Source organism: Streptomyces sp. NPDC005070 (assembly GCF_053600395.1).
The window spans coordinates 1-2,425 of record NZ_JBSFZS010000371.1; the positions used below are offsets into that span (position 1 = coordinate 1).

A 2,425-nucleotide genomic window follows, 5' to 3' on the forward strand; every position below is an offset into this window, starting at 1 on the left:
CGCCCTGTGGCGGTCCTGGGGCGTGCAGCCCTCCGCGGTGGTGGGCCACAGCCAGGGCGAGATCGCCGCCGCCCATGTGTGCGGCGCCCTGACCCTGCGGGACGCCACCAAGATCGTGGCCCTGCGCAGCAAGGCCCTGGTGGAACTGATCGGACACGGCGGCATGGCCTTCGTCGCCGAGTCCGAAACGCTGGTGCAGCAGCACCTGGCACCGTGGAGCGACCGGATCGGCATCGCCGTGGTCAACGGACCCCGCGCGGTCGTGGTGTCCGGAGAACCCGACGCGCTCGACGAATTCATCGAGAAGATGAAGGCCGACGGCTGCCAGGCCCAGCGCATCAAGGTCGATTACGCCTCGCATTCGCATCAGGTGACACGGGTACGGGACGAGGTGATCCGCGCGCTGTCCGACGTGAACCCGAAAACGTCGGAACTGCCTTTCTATTCCACCCTGTACGGCGAAATCATCGACACCGCCCGGCTGGACGCCGACTATTGGTACAACAACCTGCGCGAGAAGGTCCGCTTCGAATCCTCCGTACGGCAGATGGCAGCGGACGGGTTCCGGGTGTTCGTCGAGATGAGCCCGCACCCCGTGCTGACCGTCCCCGTGCAGGAGATGGTCGAGGACCTGGACGACGCGCTGGTGCTGTCCTCCTCGCGACGCGGCCGGGGCGAGGTGGAGGCCGTCCTCGGCTCACTGGCCGCGCTGCACGTGCGCGGCGGAGACGTCGACTGGTCCGCCCTGTTCACCACCCGCCGGCAGGTCGATCTGCCGACCTACGCCTTCCAGCGGCAGCGGTACTGGCTCAGCTCCGCACCCACCGCGGCCGTGACCGCACAGGCATCCCCGACAGAACCTCAGCCGGCGGCCGACGACCAGCAAGTTCCGCTGCCGCAGCGGCTCGTGGCGCTCGTCCCCGACGACGCCCAGGCCCTCGTCCTCGACCATGTCCTCGAACGGGTCGCCGTCGTGCTCGGCCACCCCTCCACCGAATCCATCGACCCCGACGGCGAGTTCACGAAGATCGGCTTCGACTCGATGCTGTCGGCGGACCTGAGCAAACGCCTGACCGCCTCCACCGGCCTGAAGCTGCGCCCGAACGTGGTGCTGCGCCATCCCTCCCCGCGGCTGATCGCCCGGCACATCGTCTCCTCGCTGGCCAAGCCCGGCGCACGCTGAGGCCGGGCGATCCGGCCCGGTCACGGGCGCGGCCGCACCCTCGCGGACATGCGCCACCCCGGGGAACGTCCCGCCGGACGCTTCCGCCCGAATGTCCCGCCGGCGGGACACCGCAAGCCCTCAAGAGGCTTGTCCCGCCCCCGTACCAAGTTGTCTTGACCTGCTGATTCACCTTCCGTGAAGGTGGGGTGATCTGCGAATTCCTCCGATTCCCGGACTTGTTTGCCAAGGGGTTGATCCGTGTGCGTGCATTCGCTGCTTCGTCCGCGCATAAAGGACTGTGGCTGGCGGAGGAAATGTCTGCCGACACACTGAACCACGCACTGACCATGTGGGACGTGGACGGTGAACTCGACGCGGCCGCCATGGAATCCGCGTTCCTGCACGTGCTGGACGAGGCCGAGGTCCTGCGCGTCACCTTCGCCGACGACGGCGACGGACTACGCCTTTCGCCGCGCGAACTGGGGAACTGGCGGCCCTTCCTCCTCGACCTGTCCGCCGAGGCCGACCCCGAGCAGGCGGCACGCGCCGCGCTCGCCGACCTGATCCGCACGCCGTTCGACCTCGGCCACGACCTGCTGTTCCGGATGGGCCTCATCACCCTCACGCCGGCCCGCTCCCTCGTGGTGATCGCCTACCACCACCTCGTCTCGGACGGGTTCGGCACCGGCGGCCTGCTCTCCCGGCGCCTCGCCGAGGTCTACACGGCGCTGGCACGCGGCGAACAGGCCCCCGCCCTGCCGCACCCCTGGGACGCCGCCTCGTTCGCCACCGAGGCGGCCGACTACCTCGCCTCCGAGGAGTTCACCGACGACACCGCGTTCTGGCGCGACTACCTCGCCGACGCGCCCGCCCCCGCACAGATCCCGCGCGTCGCCCTCGCCGACACCGAACGCGCCACGCTGTCCGAGCCGATGAGCGACGCCGACCGCTGGGGCGAACTGACCGAGCCCATCGGCATGGTCAGCCGCACCCTGACCGTCCCGCGCGCCGAGGCCGACGCATGGACCCAGGCGGCCAAGGCGATGGGCGTGTTCACCTCCACGCTGCTGACCACCGCCGCAGCCGTGTTCTTCCGCCACCGCTGCGACCGCCCCGAGTTCCTGCTCTCCCTCGCCGTCGGCAACCGGGCCGGCATCGCCGCCAGGACACCCGGCCTCGCCGTGAACGTCGTCCCCGTACGCGTGAAGGTCCCGCTGAACACCGGGAGTCCTGCGGAGGGTGGCGATGTGGGCGCGGACC

Annotated in this window: 2 protein-coding genes; both read left to right on the plus strand. The window is 70.0% G+C overall.

What is annotated here, in order from left to right; all coding sequences use genetic code 11:
- On the plus strand, window positions 1-1,183 hold a 1,183-nt coding region (locus ACWEBX_RS39170), incomplete at its 5' end, for an acyltransferase domain-containing protein (RefSeq protein ID WP_451889473.1).
- Between the two features lie 296 nt (window positions 1,184-1,479).
- Window positions 1,480-2,425: condensation domain-containing protein (locus ACWEBX_RS39175; protein ID WP_451889474.1), on the plus strand; the 946-nt coding region annotated here is incomplete at its 3' end.